This is a genomic window from Sphingomonas sp. GW821-FHT04B01, assembly GCF_059420425.1.
Map to the genome: position 1 here is coordinate 642,030 of NZ_JBWKTR010000001.1, position 17,285 is coordinate 659,314.

Sequence of the window (17,285 nt, forward strand, 5' to 3'; positions counted from 1 at the left end):
CCCGTTAACCCTATGACGCGCAGAGTGTCCGCCATGATCCGTTTTCTTCTCGCCTCGCTGATCGCCACGCTCGCGTTCGCCGCGCCCGCCTCGGCGGACCGGATCAAGGACCTCGGCGGCTTCCAGGGCATCCGCTCGAACCAGCTCACCGGTTACGGCGTGGTGGTCGGCCTGCCCGGCACCGGCGACGACAATCTCGAATATACCGTCCAGTCGCTGAAGGCGGTTGCGTCGCGCTTCGGCCTGCAACTGCCGCCGGGTGCCAATCCGGGGATGAAGAACGCCGCGGTGGTGATGATCACCGCCGAACTGCCGCCCTTCGCCAAGCCGGGGCAGCGGCTCGACATCACCGTCGCGTCGATGGGCAAGGCCAAGTCGCTGCGCGGCGGCAGTCTCGTGCTGACCCCGCTGCTCGGTGCCGACAACCAGATCTACGCGATGGCGCAGGGCAATCTCGCGGTCGGCGGCCTCGGCGCGGAAGGTGCCGACGGTTCGAAGATCGTCGTCAACGTCCCCTCGACGGGGCGTATCCCCGAAGGCGCCACGGTCGAGCGCGCGGTCGCCACCGGGTTCGACTCCTCGCCGATGCTGACCTTCAACCTCGCGCGGTCCGACTTCACCACCGCGCAGAACGTCGCGCAGGCGATCAACGCCAAGTTCGGCTTCGGCACCGCGCAGGCGATCGACGGCGTCTCGGTCGCGGTCCGTGCGCCGCAGGGTGCCGACGTGCGCGCGACGCTGATGTCGACGATCGAGAACCTCGATGCGACCTCCGCCGAGCCGTCCGCAAAAGTAATTGTAAATGCGCGCACCGGAACGGTCGTTATCAATTCTGCGGTCAGGGTGGGGCCTGCCGCGGTGACGCACGGCAAGCTGACCGTGCGCATCGACGAGAACCAGCGGATCAGCCAGCCGGCGCCGTTCAGCCAGGGTCAGACCGCGTTGGAGAAGAAGTCCAACGTGTCGATCGAAGAGGAGAAGAAGCCGATGTTCCTCATCAACCCCGGCCCGAAGCTCGCGGACATCGTCAAGGCGGTGAACGCCATCGGTGCCTCGCCCGCCGATCTCGTCGCGATCCTCGAAGCGCTGAAGGAGGCCGGCAGCCTCAAGGCGGAGCTGATCGTGCTATGACGACGCTCGGCACCACCCCGATTGCGGCCACCGGCGGCATCTCGACCGATACGTCGCGGCTTAAGTCCGCCGACAACCTCAAGAAGGCGGGCGAGAAGTTCGAGGCGGTGTTCACCGGCATGATGCTCAAGAGCATGCGCCAGGCGAAGCTCGCCGATCCGTTGTTCGATTCGAAGGCGATCGACACGTTCAGCGAGATGCAGGACGCGCGCGTCGCCCAGTCGATGGCGGAGACGACGCCGCTCGGCATCGGCAAGGCGATGACCGCCTTTCTCGCCAAGTCGCAATCCGATCTTAATGCTTCTGTTGCAGATCCGCCGAAATGAGCGACTTGCTGTCGATCGGCGCCTCGGGCGTCCGCGCCTATCAGAGCGCCTTGGCCACGGTCGGCGAGAATATCGCCAACGTGAACTCGCCCGGCTATACCCGCCGCACGGTGAACGTCGCCGAGGTCGCGGGCGGCAGCGGTTCGACCAATCCTTATGGTGCCGGCAACGGCGTCGTCATGACCGGGATCAACCGGTCGTCCAACGTCTACGCCAGTGCCGCGCTGCGCGCCTCGACCAGCGATCTCGCCCGCACCACGGGTGGCGCGGACTGGCTCGACCGCATCCAGGGCGCGCTGACCGGCAATGCGCTGACCTCGCGCGTCACGTCCTTCTTCGCGTCGGCGCAGAGCCTCGCCGCCGAACCCAATTCGACCGCGCTGCGCACCGGCATGATGAGCGCCGCCGCCTCCGCCGGCATCGCCTTCACCGCGACCGGCAAGGCCTTCGATCAGGTCGATGCCGATATCGACAGCGCCGGCAACCAGGCGGCGCAGACGCTCACGTCGCTGGGCGACTCGCTCGCCAAGATTAACGAGAGCATCAGCCGTGCCCAGCTCGGCAGCACCGCCGCCGCGCAGCTGATGGACCAGCGCGACAACATCCTCTCGCAGATGAGCGGCATCGCCGACATCACCAGCCGGACCGACGCGATCGGTCGCGCCACGGTCAGCTTCGCCGGCTCGACCGGCCCCGCCTTCGTGCAGGGCGTCAACAGCGGCATGATTTCCTACGATCGCGACAGCAACGGCAAGATCGCCTTCTCAGTCACCGTCGGTGCGGTCAAGAACCAGATCGGCGCGACCGGCGGCTCGATCGCCGGGATCGTCGACGGTGCCGAGCGCGTCGCCGCGATCCGCCAGGAGCTGGACGCGGTCGCCAAGAGCTTCGTCGGTGCGGTCAACGACAATCAGGCGGCGGGACTCGACCAGACCGGCGCGCAGGGCGTCGCGATGTTCACCACCGGCGCGAAACCGACCGACGTCAGCATCTCGGCGACCTTCACGGGCAGCCAGATCGCCGCGGGCAAGATCGCCGCTGCACAGGGCGGCGGCGTGCGCGACTCGTCCAACCTCACCGCGCTGGAGGCGACCCGGGTCAGCAAGGGCTTCGAGACCTCGCTGACCGCGCTCGTCACCGACAACGCCACCGCCTACAAGCAGAAGAACACGATCGCCGACGCACAGGCGGCGATCCGCGATGGCGCGACGACGGCGCTGTCGACTGCGACGGGCGTCAACCTCGATGCCGAAGCGGTCGATCTGATGCGCTTCCAGCAGGCCTATGCCGCGTCGGGCCGCGTGATCCAGGTCGCGCGCGAGACGATGCAGACCATCCTCGATATCCGCTAGGGCCCGCCATGCAGATCTCCACCAGCCTCTTCTACGCCAATGCTTCGAGCCGTTTCTCGAAGATGAGCGAGCGTGCGTCGGAACTGCAGACGCAGATCTCGACCGGCAAGAAGATCCTGAAGCCGTCGGACGATCCCGCCGCCGCGCAGCAGCTCGCCGAATTCGACCGCAAGGATGCCGATGCCGCGGTCTACGGCACCAACATCACGCTCGCCGGCTCGCTGCTCGATCAGGCGGATGGCGTGCTCAGCCAGATCAGCACGCAGCTCACCCGCGCGACCGAACTGGCGACGCAGGCGGCGAACGGCACGCAGACCGATGCGACGCGCAAGATCATCGCGACCGAGCTCAATTCGATCGTCGGGTCGCTCGTCGGCCTCGCCAACACCAAGAACGTCCGCGGCCAGCCGTTGTTCGGCTCGGCATCGGGCGGGCTGGCGGTGGTCGACAACAAGGACGGCACCTTCACCTTCCCGCCCGACGTGCAGGTGTCGGAAGTGCCGATCGCCGACGGCCAGAGCGTGCAGGCGACCGAAAGCGCCAAGCGCATCTTCTCGCTCGCCGGCGGCAGCGACAACACGCTGGCGATGCTGAGCAAGCTCGCCACCACGCTCAACGCGGGCGGCGACGTCTCGGCGACGGTGAGCAGCGCGCTCGACCAGATCGGCCAGGCGGTCAACCAGGTCGCCGACGTCTCGGCCTCGGTCGGTGCGCGCGGGGCGCGCGTCGACCTGCAACAGCAGTTGCTGGTCACCGCCAATACCGATCGCACCGAATTGCGCGGCAAGCTTGAACAGGTCGACATGACCGACGCGGTCGTGCAGCTCCAGCAGATGATGACCGCGCTGTCGGCCTCGCAGGCCAGCTTCAGCAAGCTGTCGAGCCTCTCGCTGTTCGACTACATCAAATAGGCGGCATCTCCGACCTTCGCCACCACCGGTGCCGCGATCCGTGGCGTCGGTGCGGCGCGTTGGCGCGCTCTGGAACAGGGCTTCCGGCGGTCGCCGGAAGCAGGCGCGCCCGTTGCGCGATCCGCGCCACCAAACAAACTCACTCGGCCGGTAACCACTTATCTAGGAAGTGCGGTTAATCCGGTCGTATCGGATTGCCGGCTGGCCGGCGCAACGGGGGTTTCCCACAGTGTTTCCTGCCATCGGTCTCGTCGTTCTTCTCGCCATGGTGTTCGGCGGCTTCGCCATCACCGGCGGCGCGCTCGGGCCGGTCATGGAGGCAATCCCGCACGAGATGCTGATCATCGGCGGCGCCGCGGCCGGCGCGCTGATCATCGGCAATTCCGGCACTGAGCTGAAGGCGGTGGGCAGCGGCCTCGCCAAGGTGTTCAAGGGCCCCAAATACAAGAAGCAGGATTATCTCGACGTCATCTTTCTCGTCAGCAAGCTGATGAAGATGCTGCGCATGGACGGTCCGATCGCGCTCGAGCCGCATGTCGAGGACCCCAAGTCGTCGGCGGTGTTCAGCGAATATCCGCGCCTGCTCGCCGACCATACGCTGGTCAATTTGATCGCGGATACGCTGCGCCTCGTCGTCGTCTCGTCGGGGACGCTCGACGTCCATGCGGTCGAGGAGGTGATGGACCATTCGATCAAGACGCATCACCACGAGGTCGAGGGGCCGCATACGACGCTCAACAGCCTCGCCGATTCGCTGCCCGCGCTCGGCATCGTCGCCGCGGTGCTCGGCATCGTGAAGACGATGGGTTCGATCGACAAACCGCCGTCGGTGCTCGGCGGGATGATCGGTTCGGCGCTGGTCGGCACGTTCATGGGCGTGCTGCTCGCCTATGGCATCGTCTCGCCGCTCGCCGGGCGGCTCAAGCAGGTACTCGACGCGGATGCCGCGATCTACATGGTGGTCAAGCAGATCATCATCGCCTCGCTGCACGGCCATCCGCAGCCGCTGGTGATCGAGGCGGCACGGTCCGGAATCGCGCACAAGAACCAGCCCGGCTTCGCCGAGGTCTTCGACGGCCTGCGGGGCAAATAAGCGATGGCCCGCGCCGCGCCGCACGGCAACAACCAGCCGCCCAAGATCATCATCGTCAAGAAGATCATCGATGGTGGCCATGCCGGCCATCACGGTGGCGCGTGGAAGGTCGCCTATGCCGACTTCGTGACTGCGATGATGGCCTTCTTCCTGCTGCTCTGGCTGCTCGGCGCGACGACCGAGAAGCAGCGCAAGGGTATCGCCGACTATTTCGCGCCGACCCTGCTCGACAAGAAGATGACCGGCCTCGGCGGCAACGGCGTGCTCGGCGGGGAATCGATCCTCAGCAACAACAAGCTCGGGCCGCGTGCGGCGTCGGCGCCGATCGCCTCGATCGGCATCCCGATGAGCATGTCGGGCGGGCAGAAAAGCGGCACGGGCGACAAGGGGTCGCTGCGCAACCCGGCCGCGATGCAATTGGACAAGCAGGCGTTCCAGGCGATCAAGACCCAGCTCGAAAAGCAGATCAAGGCCTCGCCGCGGCTCTCGAAGATGGCCGACCATATCCGCTTCGTGCCGACGCAGGACGGGCTGCGCATCGATCTGGTCGACAATGCCGATTATTCGATGTTCGCGCTCGGCACGACCGCGCTCGATGCCAAGGCGTCCGAGCTGATCGGCATGATCGCCGGGACGATCGCGGGAACGCCCAACACGATCATGATCCGCGGCCATACCGACAGCGTGCCCTATGGCGATCCGCGCGCGATGAACAATTGGATGCTCTCGTCCGGCCGGGCCGAGGCGACGCGACGGCGGCTGGCACTCGGCGGCATCCCCGAGACGCGGTTCGAGCGGATCGAGGGCGTCGCCGATCGCGAGCCGATCATCACCAGCGATCCCGGCGACCCGCGCAATCGCCGCGTCGCGATCACCCTGCTCTATCGCCAGGGTACGTTCGGGCAGTAACCGGACGGCGGGGCGAAACGGCGCGCGACCGATCGGGTCGTCGCGCGCCGCTCGCCTGCCCGTCGGCGTCAGGCCTCGACGGCGTCCGCGGACTTGCGGCCGCGCCGCGCCGCTGCGGCGCCCTCGGCGCCCCCTTCGGCCTTGCGCGCACCGGGCTTGCGGCCGAGGCCGATCTTCTTCGCCATGGCGCGGCGGCTCTCCGAATAATTCTCCGCGACCATCGGATAATCGGCCTTTAGGCCATAACGTTCGCGATATTCCGCCGGCGTCATGCCGTGCGTCGCGAGATGACGACGCAAGGTCTTGTAGGGCTTGCCGTCGATCATCGAGATGATGTGATCCTTCGACGCCAGCGACTTCCGCGCCGAGACCGCGGCGGTATATTCAGTCGCGGGCTGCGCTTCCGGTGCCGCACCGCTGGCGCCAAGCAGTGCGGAGACGGTGTCGTGCATCTTTCCGAGAAAGGCCGGAACCTCATCGGCGGAAGTACGGGTGTTGGGGTTGCCGAGCCAAGCAATCGTCAATTCGGTTGCTAGTTCAACGGCGTTCAGATCGGTGGATTCGTCAGTCATAGTTTGCTCCTTTGACCAATGGCAGCCGTACGCCGGGGAAACCAACCGTCAAGCGGATGATCCGCAGTGCTGTGCTTTTTTGGATCGTAAAAAAGACGCTCACCCTATTCGATTTCCTGCGTCATACTCCAGCAACAGCCAAGATCGGCCGACCGGAGGACATGTTGAGGCACGAGCTGAAGTTCACGACGGCGCTGGCGGCCGCGTTGCTGGCGGCAGGCTGCGGCAAGTCGCGCGACGATGCCGACGGCTGGGTCGCGCAGGGCGATACCGCGGTGTGCACCGATCGCAGCGGCAACCGCGTCGCCGACAGCCAGTGCGCGCGCCAGAGCCATGCCGGCGGAGTCAGCCCGTTCCTGTGGTACTTCCTCGCGCGCAACGCGATGATCCCGCCTTATGGCGAGCGCGTCGGCGGCGGCTCGTATGCGCGGGCGCCGGGTCGGGCGTATCGCTTCGCGCCCGCGGCGACGCAGGTAACGCGCGCCGGGGCGATCAGTCGCGGCGGCTTCGGCGCGTCGGCGCGCAGTTTCGGGAGCGGTCGCTCGTGATCCGCACCACGCTGACGCCGCGGCCCGACTGGCAGGCGAAGGTCGAGGCGGAGGGGCTGATCTGGCATACCGCCGACGGCCGCCCCTATTGGGACGAATCGGTCTGCTATCATTTCGCCGCGGCGCAGATCGCCGAGATCGAGGCGGCGACCGCCGAACTCTACCGCCTGTTCCTCGCCGCCGGCGAGGCGATCGTCGGCGACCGCGGGCTGCTCGACCGGTTCGGCATCCCGCGCGCCTTCCACCGGCCGATCCGCGACGCGTGGGAGGCGGAGCCGCCGGCGCTCAACTTCGGACGGTTCGACCTCGGCTACGACGGCGCGTCGCCGCCGAAACTGTTCGAGTTCAATTGCGATACGCCGACCTCGTTGCTGGAGGCGGCGGTGATCCAGTGGAGCTGGAAGGAAGACTGTTTCCCCGCCGCCGACCAGTTCAACGGCCTGCACGAGGCATTGGTGGCGAAGTGGCGCGACCTTGCCGACCATCTGCCGGGCCGCGTCCATTTCGCGCATGCCGCCGACGAGGTGGGCGAGGATGGCGTCACCATCGCCTATCTGCGCGACACCGCGGCGGCGGCCGGGTTCGAGACGGTGGCGATGGCGGTCGAGACGATCGGCTGGGACCACGAACGCCGCCGCTTCGTCGACGACGCGGCAGAACCGATCGATGCCATGTTCAAACTCTATCCGTGGGAATGGCTCGCCAACGAGGCGTTCGCCGACATGCTGGTCGAGGATCTGGCGGCGGGCGGCACGACGTGGATCGAGCCGGTGTGGAAGATGATCTGGAGCAACAAGGGCGTGCTCGCGGTGCTGTGGGCGCTGTTCCCCGATCATCCCAATCTGCTGCCGGCCGGCTTCGACATTCCCGACGGCGATGCGGTCGCCAAGCCGTTGCTGTCGCGCGAGGGCGCCAACGTCTCGATCCGCCGCGGCGGGCGGATCGTCGCCGAGGCGGCGGGGGACTATGGCGACGAAGGCTATGTCTATCAGGCGATCTATCGCCTGCCCGAACCGGCGCCGGGCTGTTTCCCGGTGATCGGCAGCTGGGTGGTCGACGGCGAACCCGTCGGGATGGGCATCCGCGAGGACGGGCTGATCACCGGCAACACTGCGCGCTTCGTGCCGCATATCGTCACGCGGTGAGCCGCCGCGCGCCCGCCTTGCGCACCGCGGCGATCGTCGGCCAGCCGTTGACCGCCATCAGCAGGTCGGCCTCGGCGAGGATGCAGCGCAGCACGTGCGCGCAGCCCGCCGCGCCGTCGAGCGCGAGACCGTAGCTATAGGGACGGCCGATGCCGACCGCGGTCGCGCCGAGCGCCAGCGCCTTGACCACGTCGGTGCCCGAGCGGATGCCCGAATCGAACAGCACCGGCGTCGCCCCCGCCGCGGCGACGACGTCGGGGAGCAGGTCGATCGTGGCAATGCCGCCGTTCGCCTGCCGCCCGCCGTGGTTCGAGCAATAGATCGCGTCGGCACCGGCATCGATCGCGCGGCGCGCGTCGTCGGGGTGGCAGATGCCCTTGAGGATCAGCGGCAGCTTGGTCAGTGCGCGCAGCCACGGCATGTCGTCCCAGGTGAGGACCTTGCCGAACACGCCCATCCACTGGCGGATCGCGGCGGCGGGGTCCTGCTCCGGCGGCACGGCGAGCATCGCGCGGAACACCGGGTCGCTGAAGTAATTGGCGAGCACGGCGCCGCGCAATTGCGGGAAATTGCCGGTGTTGAGATCGCGCGGGCGCCAGCCGGTGACCCAGGTGTCGAGCGTCACGACGATGGCCTTGTAGCCCGCGCCTTCCGCGCGCGCGACGAGGCTGGCGGCGAGGTCGCGATCCTTGGGCGTGTAGAGCTGGAACAGCGCGGGGGTGGCGCCGCTCGCCGCCGCGACCGCCTCGAGCGGGTCGTTGGACAGGGTCGAGGCGACCAGCGGCACGCCCGTCTCCGCGGCGGCGCGCGCGGCGGCAAGGTCGCCGTGGCCGTCGGGTGTGCACAGGCCGGTGACGCCGATCGGCGCCATGAACACCGGACTCGGCAACGTGAGGCCGCACAGCCGCACCGACAGGTCACGCGTCGCGCCATCGACCATCATCCGCGGCGTCATGCCCCAGTGGCGGAACGCCTCGGCATTGGTGCGCTGGGTATGTTCGTCGCCGCAGCCGCCCTGGACATAGTCGCGCACCGACGGCGGCAGCGCGGCGAGCGCGCGGGCCTCCAGCGTGGCGAAATCGACCGGCACTTTCGGCACCACCCCGGCGAGGCCGGCGCCGTAGATCGCATTCTGATAGTCGCCGTAATGGGGCATGGCCTCGCCTCGATGATGCGCCTCGGCGCAGAAGGGGATTCACGCGAAGACGCGAAGACGCGAAGGTGTTGCGGGGGCGGCGATGTCCCGCCTTCATCACGAGGCGAGAGGCTGCGCCGCTCGGGACCTCTTCGCGTCTTCGCGCCTTCGCGCGATCATCGTCACTCCCGATAGGAGGGGTCGCGCCGGTCGAGCTTGCGGAGCAGCGCGGGCCAGGCGAGGCCGCGGGCGAGCATCGCCATGCCGGGGCCGGTCGATTGCTGCTCGACCTTCTCGGCGACGCCTTGATTGGGATTGTTGAGCCCCGCGCGGCCGGCGCTGAGCATCAGGATCTGCGCCTCGCAGGCGCGTTCGAGGAAATACATGCGCAGGAACGCCTCGGCGACGCTCGCGCCAACGGTGAGCGTGCCGTGGTTGCGCAGGATCATCGTGTGCCGCGCCCCCAGATCGGCGACCAGCCGTTCGCGCTCGTCGAGCTCGGTCGCGATGCCTTCGAAGTCGTGATAGGCGACGTCGTGGCCGGCGATCATCGCGGTCTGCGTGTGCGGCAGCAGCCCCTCGGCCATCGCCGACACCGCCTGCCCGTGCGGCGTGTGGAGATGAAGCACCGCCGCCGCATCCTCGCGACCCGCGTGGATCGCCGAATGGATGACGAAGCCGGCGCGATTGACCGGCGCCGGGCTGTCCGAGACGGTGTTGCCGTCGATGTCGATCTTGACCAGCGACGAGGCGGTGATCTCCTCGAACATCATATTGTACGGGTTGATGAGGAAGTGATGCTCCGGCCCCGGCACGCGCGCCGAGAGGTGGGTGAAGATCAGATCGTCCCAGCCGTAGAGCGCGACCAGCCGATAGGCGGCGGCGAGATCGACGCGCAGCGCCCATTCCTCTGCGCTGACCGTGTCGCGGAGGCTGGGTGGGGCGGGGGGCGCGGGCTCGCGCAGACTGGTGGCCATGGCTGTCCTCTCGTGTCGTGGCGACTCTTGTCGTTCCGCGGCAGGATGACAGGAAACGCTGCGCCGACAAGCCTCCGGCGCCATGTCCCCCGCCGCCGAATTGCGGCGAAAATGCGGCAACGTGGACAAGATGGACACCTTGATGGAAACGATCCCGGCCGATCGTTTCAATAATCGTCATCCTCCTCCTGCTCCGCCGCCTCGGCCGCCGCCTTGTCCGCGGCGAGCCGCTGCGCCGCCGGATGCGGCTGGACCACGTCGATGAGGTCGAGCAGCCGCGGGAACATCGCCGCGAGTTCGTGCGGCGCGAGCCTGGGATGCGCCGGCTCCGGCTTGTGCGACAGCAGGAAGGTGAGCAGCCGGTCGTTGTGGACAATGCGCGTGCCGACCTGTTCGCCGCGATACCAGATCGCGACCTCCTGCCCCTCCAGCGCGCGTTCCATCGCGATGTCGAGCAGGCGCTTGCGCCCCATCTGGATCGCCACGTCCCAGGCGAGCGCGAAGACGCTGTGCGTCGCGCGCTGGCGCATCGCATAGGCGCTGTTGCGGGGGACGCCGACCGCCTTGCAGGCGTGGCTGACGCAGCCGGTGTCGGCGAGCGCGCCGATGAAGGCACGTTGCGTGTCGGCGCTCCAGCCGTCGACCCGCTGGCGGCGCAGGTGGAGCAGGGGTTCGAAGAAATCGTCCTCGCGCACGCGATTGCCGTCGGCGTCGAGCTTCTGCCCGGTGACCGCGGCGATCGCGGCGGGGACATCCTCGCCGGCGTTGATCGCGTCGACCCCCGCCATGATCGCGCGGTCGCTCAGCGCGCGCAGCTCCGCGTCGCGGATGCGCTGACGTTCGCAACGTGCCTTGCTCCAGGGTTTGAACGGCTTGGCCATAGTCCCTCCGATTCGGTCCAGGGGACCGACGATCTATGCCAAGCGCGGGGGTGTAGGACAGGGGTTGGGTGCGCCTATAATGCATGGGTGATGCGTTGACGCGGTGATTTACGTAGCTACATAAAGGAGCGGATGTGGAGATCAGCTTCGATCCCGGGAAGCGTGCGTCGACACTGGTCGACCGCGGGCTCGACTTTGCCGACGCCGCCCGGGTGTTCGACGGGCCGGTGTTCGAATTCGAGGACCAGCGGTTCGATTATCCGGAGGCGCGCTGGTCGACGATCGGGCTGTTGGACGAGCGGATGGTCGTGGTGATCTGGACCGAGACCGAAGGCGGCCGTCGCGTCATATCAATGAGGAAGGCCAATGAGCGAGAACACGCCAAATTCCGCCGGAAGCTTGCTTGATCCGGCCGACGACGCGCCGGAGTGGACGGAGGAAATGTTCGAGATCGCCGAACTGCGGATCGGCGGCGAGGTCGTTCGCCCGGCGACGGGGTATCTCGGCCCGAACGGCGTCGTGCGCGGCCGTCCGCCGCTCCGGGACCATGCCAAGCAGCAGGTGACGTTGCGGCTCGACCCCGATGTGGTCGAGCGGTTTCGTGCCGATGGGCCGGGGTGGCAGGGGCGGATGAATGCGGCGCTGCGGAGGTCGGTGGGGCTCTAGGGATAGTGCTGCCGGGCGTGGAGCACGGCGAGCACTTCGATCGCATGGATCGAGACGCGATAGACGAGAATGTAATTGGGGTGGACGATCGCCTCTCGCGTGCCGGCGATGCGGCCGGGGCGGTGGATGTAGGGGTGATCGGGCAGGCGGTCGGCGGCGTGCTGGAGCGCTAGGCCGATCCGTGTCGCCGCCGCGGGATTGCGATCGGCGATGTAGCTGGTGATCTCGTACAGGTCGGCGCGCGCATCCGGATCCCAGATGACGGAAAGCGTCACTTGACCTTGGCGCGCTCGATGATCTCCCACATGCCCGCCATCACCTGATCGTGCGGGATTTTAGGCGCCGTGGACGCCATCGCCTTCTCGACCTTGGCGCGGAACCATACGTCATAGGCGGCGGCCTCTTCGGTGGTCGTGAATTCCGACTCGATGGGGGAGAGGTCGGTCATGATGCCGTTTTACTCCATTGCTCTCCAAGGCGGAAGAACGGAAAGCCCTTCATCGAAGCGGCGGGCCGACCGATCAGAACGGTGCGGGTATATGTCGCGTTACCCGAACCCGGCTGGGTTCCGCCAAGTCGAAACGGACTTCGGTGACGATCCCACCCGGTGTTCCTAGCCAGATGAGAACATCGTTTGCGTCCCGCGATATTGCCCATGGCGTCAGAGTGTTCAGCACGCGGAGGATGGTCCGGTCATTCCGGCAAAGACCGGATGACGTTTCATCGGAACATTGAAACCGGAGGTTGCGTGCGCCCAAGCGTATCTGCTCCAGCGCCGTCAAACTACGAAACCCTTGCGCTTGATCGATACCGGGATTGAGATGCGCATAGGATGCGGTTCGACAACCGTGCGGCCTCGGCATTCCTATCTCGGTTGAGCTGTGGCTACGAGCGAGCGTGGCGGTATTGATATCCGCACTGGGTGGCGCGCTAAAACTCACGGCCCAACGTTTTCTAATACATCCTCGCTCGGTCGCGACGGGCTGTTCCACGAGCTCTGCCTCAACCACGCCCGGAGCGATCAACCCGCCGACCGGAGCAATGACGGAGTCGATCCGGCCGTGTGTTTGCCCTTGCAGCACGAGATCGCCAGCGATCGAAGGAGCAAGACGTTTGAATTCTGCAAACGTCGGGGTGGCCGCAACCTGAGCCACTAATGCCATAATGATCATAGGGTGTTCCGCTTGTTTCGATTTCTTTCTCGGGTCGGATCACGGCATCTGTTTAACAGGCGATACCAATATCTTCGTGCCGGTATCGTCGGGCGTGAAGGTCAGCGTTATGTGGGTGGGGCGGGCGCAAACTGCGAGCAGCCAGCTTTCCTGCCAAGCCTTGTGAGATTTTCCGACCGGTCCCAGATATTTGCTGTCTTGCACAGTGATCTGTTCGCAATTGGGGGCGGCAGCTTTCACTGCCGTTGCCATCATCCCGACCGCATCGCTTTGCAATATCACGTCGGCATGGGTTTCTCCCGGAACTCCGACGATACTGGTTATCTTCTCGTCGGACTGGGCTCGGAAAAAGAAGTTGATCGTCGTATCGTTACCGCACCCGCTTACCGGGAAGCTTTGCTCCCAAAGTCCGGACGTCGGATATCCATCCGGCGCGAACGATACCGGCTCGATCATCGTCACCGTAGAGCCCTTCGATATCAACGACGGGCACCTTTGGAAAACAGGCGCCGGCAATTGCGAAAACAGGCGTGCGATATTTGCTTGATAATCGGATGAGACGACCAGTGCCTGCAGGGCAGGTGGCGGTGGCGGTTCGGACGACGCGGTGGCGGAGGTTGCGATCGAAAGAGCGGCGAACACAGAGGCTGCGAATGTCATGGCAGCACCTTCCCATCGCTTTTTGACGTGGAAGTGACATCGAGACGGCCCTGGAACCTTACTCTGCGATTACGTAATCCAACACCTGTCGTTGCCCGTTGATCTAACGAAGAAATCCGCAAAATTCGTCGATGGCGCATCGCCGCAAAAATTTTGGGGAAATGCGGGCGTTACTCCGCCGCCACCGCCTCCCCGCCGCGCGCCTTCAACAACGGCGCGAGATATTTCCCCGTGAAGCTCCGCGGTTCCTTGGCGACCACTTCGGGCGTGCCGACCGCGACGATCTCGCCGCCCTTGACGCCGCCTTCGGGACCCAGATCGACCACCCAGTCGGCGGTCTTGATGACGTCGAGATTGTGCTCGATCACCACCACCGTATTGCCCTGCTCGACGAGCGCGTGAAGCACTTCGAGCAATTTGCGGACGTCCTCGAAATGCAGGCCGGTGGTCGGCTCGTCGAGGATGTACAAAGTGTTGCCGGTCGCGCGGCGGGCGAGTTCCTTGGCGAGCTTGACGCGCTGCGCCTCGCCGCCCGACAGCGTCGTCGCCTGCTGGCCGACCTTGACGTAGCCGAGGCCGACCTCGACCAGCATCTCCATCTTGTCGCGGATCGGCGGCACCGCCTTGAAGAATTCCGCGGCATCCTCGACCGTCATGTCGAGCACGTCGGCGATGCTCTTGCCCTTGAACTTCACCTCCAGCGTCTCGCGATTGTAGCGCGCGCCGTGGCAGACGTCGCAGGTGACGTAGACGTCGGGGAGGAAGTGCATCTCGATCTTGAGCACGCCGTCGCCCTGGCACGCCTCGCAGCGGCCGCCCTTGACGTTGAAGCTGAACCGGCCGGGCTTGTAGCCGCGCGCCTGACTTTCGGGCAGGCCGGCGAACCAGTCGCGGATCTGCGTGAAGCTGCCCGTATAGGTCGCCGGGTTCGAACGCGGGGTGCGGCCGATCGGCGACTGGTCGATGTCGATCACCTTGTCGAGATGCTGGAGGCCGCTGACCTTGTCGTGCTTGCCGGCGAGGATGCGCGCGCCGTTGAGCGCGCGCGCCGCAGCAGCATAGAGCGTGTCGATCGTGAAGCTCGACTTGCCCGATCCCGACACGCCGGTGATGCAGGTGAAGGTGCCGAGCGGGATGCTCGCGGTGACGCCGGTGAGGTTGTTGGCGCGCGCATTGTGGACGGTGAGCTGCTTGCCGTTGCCCTTGCGGCGCTTCGCCGGCACCGGGACCTGGCGGGTGCCGTTGAGATAGTCGGCGGTGATGCTCGTCTTGCTCTTGAGGATTTGCTTGAGCGTGCCCTGCGCGACGATCTGGCCGCCGTGGACGCCGGCGCCCGGCCCCATGTCGATGACGTAATCGGCGGTGCGGATCGCATCCTCGTCATGTTCGACCACCAGCACGGTGTTGCCGAGGTCGCGCAGGCGCCTGAGCGTCGCGAGCAGCATGTCGTTGTCGCGCTGGTGCAGCCCGATCGAGGGTTCGTCGAGCACGTAGAGCACGCCCGACAGGCCGCTGCCGATCTGACTGGCGAGGCGGATGCGCTGGCTCTCGCCGCCCGACAGCGTGCCGCTGGTGCGATCGAGGTTGAGATAGTCGAGGCCGACGTTGTTGAGGAAGCCCAATCGCTCGACGATCTCCTTCAGGATGCGCTCGGCGATCGCGCGCTGCTGGTCGCCGAGATGGTTGGGCAGGTCGGTGAAGAAGGCGAGCGCGTCCACCACCGAGAGATGCGTGGCATAGGCGATGTCGCGCATCGCGATCTTGACCGCCAGCGCCTCGGGCTTGAGGCGCGCGCCGTGGCAGACCTCGCACGGGCGCGAGCTCTGGTATTTGGACAGTTCCTCGCGCATCCACGCGCTCTCGGTCTGGAGCAGGCGGCGGTTGAGGTTGCCGACGACGCCCTCGAACGGCTTCTTGACGTCATACGCCTTCTTGCCGTCGACGAAGGTCAGCGTGACCGGCTTGCCCTTGCTGCCGTGCAGGATGAGCGCGTGGATCGCCTCTGGCAGGTCGGCCCAGGGCGTGTCGAGGCTGAAGTCGAATTCGCGCGCGAGGCTGCCGAGGACCTGCATATAATAGGGGCTGGGCGGGTTGGACTTGGCCCATGGGACGACGGCGCCCTTCTTGATGCTGAGCCCGTGGTTGGGGACGACGAGATCCTCGTCGAACAGCAGTTTCTCGCCGAGCCCGTCGCAGGCCGGGCAGGCGCCCTGCGGCGCGTTGAACGAGAACAATCGCGGCTCGATCTCGGCAATGGTGAAGCCGCTGATCGGGCAAGCGAATTTCTCGGAGAAGACGATGCGGCCGGGAGGCGCGTTGTCGCCGAGCACTTCCGACTTGGGCGTGTGCGGCTCGACGGGGTCGGCGGGATCGACATAGGCGAGGCCGTCGGCGAGTTTGAGCGCGGTCTCGAAACTCTCGGCGAGGCGCGTCGCGGCATCGCCGCGCACGACGAGCCGGTCGACGACGATCTCGATGTCGTGCTTGAATTTCTTGTCGAGCGCGGGCGCCTCGTCGATCTCGTGGATCTCGCCGTCGATGCGGACGCGGGTGAAGCCCGCCTTCTGCCATTCGGCGAGCTCCTTGCGATATTCGCCCTTGCGGCCGCGCACGACCGGGGCAAGCAGATAGAGGCGCGTCCCCTCGGGCAGCGCGAGGACGCGGTCGACCATCTGGCTGACGGTCTGCGCGGCGATCGGTTCGCCGGTCGCGGGGCTGTAGGGAATGCCGACGCGCGCCCAGAGCAGGCGCATGTAATCGTAGATCTCGGTGACGGTCGCCACCGTCGAGCGCGGGTTGCGGCTGGTCGTCTTCTGCTCGATCGAGATCGCCGGCGACAGGCCCTCGATATGATCGACGTCGGGCTTCTGCATCAGCTCGAGGAACTGGCGGGCGTAGGCGGAGAGCGATTCGACGTAGCGGCGCTGGCCCTCGGCATAGATGGTGTCGAAGGCGAGGGACGACTTGCCCGAGCCGGACAGGCCGGTGATCACCGTCAGCGTATCGCGGGGGATGTCGACGTCGACGTCCTTGAGGTTGTGCTCGCGCGCGCCGCGGACGGTGATTTTGGTCAGCATGTGGCGGGTTCTACTTCTGTTCTGTGTCTGGGGCTAGTCCGGGAAGTAGGAACGCGCGGGAGGCTTCGCCAGCACCACGTTGAAACGCGCGGCGCGTGTCTTATCTCGGCGACACACAGACAGAGAGGCCGCGCATGGGCAAGAAGACGAAGAAGGCGAAGCTCCCCAAGGAGGTGCTCGGCATCCGCCTGCCCAAGGAGCTGCGCGAGGCGGGCGGGGCGTTGCTGGAGAAAGCGAACAGCCCGCAGGGGCGCGAGATGCTCGCGGCGGGGCTGACGATGGCCGCCGCGGCGGCGACCGCGGCGGTGGCGAAGGGCCGGACGAAGCGCGAGGCGGCGGGGGAGCGGCCGGTGCCGCCGGTGCCGGGGGCGGCACCCGAGCCGCCGCGTCCACCCGAACCGCCGCAGGGCACGCAGACGCAACCCGATCCGCAGGCGATCGCCGATGCGGTGGGCAAGGCGGCGGAGGCGCTGCTCGGCCGGTTGTTCGGGGGGAAGAAGGCCTAGGCCGGATCGGCATGCGGTGGTGTCGCGGCCCTGACCCCTCCGGGTGCATCACCGCGGTTTTGTCGGGGGCCTTTGCCAAAAGAACGCCGTAAGACGTTGTTTTGCTTGGCTCTTGGCTCCTGCGTTCGCAGGAGCACTGTGCTGATGTGGATTGTCTTAGAGTCTAGACCTGTTCCGGCGTCCGCCGGGCCGTGCGGCATGGTGTCCCGTCCAGCCTTATCCCT

At 66.5% G+C, this 17,285-nt stretch carries 20 protein-coding genes; 11 read left to right on the plus strand and 9 right to left on the minus strand.

Features of this window, described 5'->3' with window-relative positions:
- Positions 1-33 precede the first annotated feature (33 nt).
- From AC07UH_RS03075 to AC07UH_RS03100, 6 genes are all read left to right on the plus strand, one after another.
- Positions 34-1,131 carry a flagellar basal body P-ring protein FlgI gene (locus AC07UH_RS03075; RefSeq protein WP_081974435.1) on the plus strand — a complete coding sequence of 366 codons (1,098 nt, stop codon included), beginning with the start codon at positions 34-36 and terminating at the stop codon, positions 1,129-1,131.
- Positions 1,128-1,457 carry a rod-binding protein gene (locus AC07UH_RS03080; protein WP_038663675.1) on the plus strand — a complete coding sequence of 110 codons (330 nt, stop codon included), beginning with the start codon at positions 1,128-1,130 and terminating at the stop codon, positions 1,455-1,457. Before AC07UH_RS03075 ends, AC07UH_RS03080 begins: the two co-directional genes overlap by 4 nt.
- Positions 1,454-2,809: a flagellar hook-associated protein FlgK gene (gene flgK, locus AC07UH_RS03085; RefSeq protein WP_038663673.1), complete on the plus strand. Its 1,356-nt coding sequence runs from the start codon at positions 1,454-1,456 to the stop codon at positions 2,807-2,809. The genes AC07UH_RS03080 and flgK overlap by 4 nt, the downstream gene beginning before the upstream one ends.
- A gap of 8 nt (positions 2,810-2,817) precedes the next feature.
- Complete coding sequence (flgL, locus tag AC07UH_RS03090) at positions 2,818-3,720, plus strand: flagellar hook-associated protein FlgL (protein WP_137897510.1); 903 nt, start codon at positions 2,818-2,820, stop codon at positions 3,718-3,720.
- A 229-nt stretch (positions 3,721-3,949) separates the two neighbouring features.
- Complete coding sequence (motA, locus tag AC07UH_RS03095) at positions 3,950-4,813, plus strand: flagellar motor stator protein MotA (RefSeq protein WP_038663668.1); 864 nt, start codon at positions 3,950-3,952, stop codon at positions 4,811-4,813.
- A 3-nt stretch (positions 4,814-4,816) separates the two neighbouring features.
- Positions 4,817-5,722, plus strand: a complete 906-nt coding sequence (locus AC07UH_RS03100; protein WP_038663665.1) for a flagellar motor protein MotB — start codon at positions 4,817-4,819, stop codon at positions 5,720-5,722.
- Between the two features lie 68 nt (positions 5,723-5,790).
- Here the strand turns inward: AC07UH_RS03100 and AC07UH_RS03105 are convergent, their stop codons facing one another.
- The gene (locus AC07UH_RS03105) at positions 5,791-6,294 is read right to left on the minus strand and encodes a Ros/MucR family transcriptional regulator (RefSeq protein WP_038663662.1); all 504 of its coding nucleotides are present in this window, start codon (positions 6,292-6,294) and stop codon (positions 5,791-5,793) included.
- 164 nt (positions 6,295-6,458) lie between these two features.
- Here AC07UH_RS03105 and AC07UH_RS03110 point away from each other — a divergent pair, with 164 nt between their 5' ends.
- Complete coding sequence (locus AC07UH_RS03110; RefSeq protein WP_052075818.1) at positions 6,459-6,842, plus strand: hypothetical protein; 384 nt, start codon at positions 6,459-6,461, stop codon at positions 6,840-6,842.
- Positions 6,839-7,987: a glutathionylspermidine synthase family protein gene (locus tag AC07UH_RS03115; RefSeq protein ID WP_495179377.1), complete on the plus strand. Its 1,149-nt coding sequence runs from the start codon at positions 6,839-6,841 to the stop codon at positions 7,985-7,987. Before AC07UH_RS03110 ends, AC07UH_RS03115 begins: the two co-directional genes overlap by 4 nt.
- Here the strand turns inward: AC07UH_RS03115 and AC07UH_RS03120 are convergent.
- The 3 genes from AC07UH_RS03120 to AC07UH_RS03130 all read right to left on the minus strand — a co-directional run bounded on the left by AC07UH_RS03120 (position 7,977) and on the right by AC07UH_RS03130 (position 10,980).
- Complete coding sequence (locus AC07UH_RS03120) at positions 7,977-9,143, minus strand: alpha-hydroxy-acid oxidizing protein (protein ID WP_495179376.1); 1,167 nt, start codon at positions 9,141-9,143, stop codon at positions 7,977-7,979. The genes AC07UH_RS03115 and AC07UH_RS03120 overlap by 11 nt on opposite strands.
- A 161-nt stretch (positions 9,144-9,304) precedes the next feature.
- Positions 9,305-10,099, minus strand: a complete 795-nt coding sequence (locus AC07UH_RS03125; RefSeq protein ID WP_495179375.1) for a class II aldolase/adducin family protein — start codon at positions 10,097-10,099, stop codon at positions 9,305-9,307.
- A 167-nt stretch (positions 10,100-10,266) separates the two neighbouring features.
- Complete coding sequence (locus AC07UH_RS03130; protein WP_495179374.1) at positions 10,267-10,980, minus strand: hypothetical protein; 714 nt, start codon at positions 10,978-10,980, stop codon at positions 10,267-10,269.
- A gap of 134 nt (positions 10,981-11,114) precedes the next feature.
- On the opposite strand from AC07UH_RS03130, the gene AC07UH_RS03135 reads away from it, so the two are divergent.
- Together AC07UH_RS03135 and AC07UH_RS03140 are read left to right on the plus strand one after the other, a co-directional pair.
- Positions 11,115-11,387, plus strand: a complete 273-nt coding sequence (locus AC07UH_RS03135; protein WP_137897504.1) for a BrnT family toxin — start codon at positions 11,115-11,117, stop codon at positions 11,385-11,387.
- On the plus strand, positions 11,347-11,646 hold the full coding sequence (locus AC07UH_RS03140) for a BrnA antitoxin family protein (RefSeq protein WP_137897503.1): 300 nt from the start codon (positions 11,347-11,349) through the stop codon (positions 11,644-11,646). Before AC07UH_RS03135 ends, AC07UH_RS03140 begins: the two co-directional genes overlap by 41 nt.
- On the opposite strand, the gene AC07UH_RS03145 is transcribed toward AC07UH_RS03140, so the two are convergent.
- From AC07UH_RS03145 to uvrA, 5 genes are all read right to left on the minus strand, one after another.
- Positions 11,643-11,921 (minus strand): type II toxin-antitoxin system RelE/ParE family toxin, encoded by a 279-nt coding sequence (locus AC07UH_RS03145; RefSeq protein WP_137897502.1) that lies wholly within the window; start codon positions 11,919-11,921, stop codon positions 11,643-11,645. The genes AC07UH_RS03140 and AC07UH_RS03145 overlap by 4 nt on opposite strands.
- The gene (gene relB / locus AC07UH_RS03150) at positions 11,918-12,094 is read right to left on the minus strand and encodes a type II toxin-antitoxin system RelB family antitoxin (protein WP_137897501.1); all 177 of its coding nucleotides are present in this window, start codon (positions 12,092-12,094) and stop codon (positions 11,918-11,920) included. The genes AC07UH_RS03145 and relB overlap by 4 nt, the downstream gene beginning before the upstream one ends.
- A gap of 73 nt (positions 12,095-12,167) precedes the next feature.
- The gene (locus AC07UH_RS03155) at positions 12,168-12,818 is read right to left on the minus strand and encodes a hypothetical protein (protein ID WP_137897500.1); all 651 of its coding nucleotides are present in this window, start codon (positions 12,816-12,818) and stop codon (positions 12,168-12,170) included.
- 39 nt (positions 12,819-12,857) lie between these two features.
- Positions 12,858-13,478, minus strand: a complete 621-nt coding sequence (locus tag AC07UH_RS03160) for a hypothetical protein (RefSeq protein ID WP_495179373.1) — start codon at positions 13,476-13,478, stop codon at positions 12,858-12,860.
- Between the two features lie 170 nt (positions 13,479-13,648).
- Positions 13,649-16,555, minus strand: coding sequence for an excinuclease ABC subunit UvrA (gene uvrA / locus AC07UH_RS03165; protein ID WP_495179372.1), 2,907 nt, complete (start codon positions 16,553-16,555; stop codon positions 13,649-13,651).
- Positions 16,556-16,689: 134 nt separating this feature from the next.
- Here uvrA and AC07UH_RS03170 point away from each other — a divergent pair, with 134 nt between their 5' ends.
- A complete protein-coding gene (locus tag AC07UH_RS03170; RefSeq protein ID WP_495179371.1) occupies positions 16,690-17,061 on the plus strand; it encodes a hypothetical protein in 372 nt (123 codons plus the stop codon).
- Positions 17,062-17,285 lie beyond the last annotated feature (224 nt).